Raw genomic sequence first — 275 nt, forward strand, 5'->3', positions numbered from 1 at the left:
GTACTGGGGTAGACAATTTGGTTAACATAGATGCAGAAATAAGTAAAAAAGACCCAAATTTAATTTATCTAGCACTTGCTGATATGGGTATATGGAGAAGCTTAAATAAAGGAAAAACTTGGGAGAACTGTAACACTGACGACGCAAAATACGGTTGGGGAAATGGAAGAGGTGGAAACTTTCATTCTATTGCATCAGACCCTTCTAGGTCTAATGTTGTTTGGGTTACTTGTAAAGAAGGTTACATACTTAAAAGCACAAACAAAGGAGAAAGG

1 protein-coding gene is annotated in these 275 nt (G+C 36.7%); it reads left to right on the forward strand.

The genetic code is table 11. The features are described from left to right. Positions 1-17 precede the first annotated feature (17 nt). The coding region (locus tag Q4528_RS13835; protein ID WP_303522151.1) for a WD40/YVTN/BNR-like repeat-containing protein at positions 18-275 on the forward strand (258 nt) is incomplete at its 3' end.

The organism is Staphylococcus pasteuri (assembly GCF_030547725.1).
GTDB classification, from domain to species: Bacteria; Bacillota; Bacilli; order Staphylococcales; family Staphylococcaceae; genus Staphylococcus; species Staphylococcus pasteuri.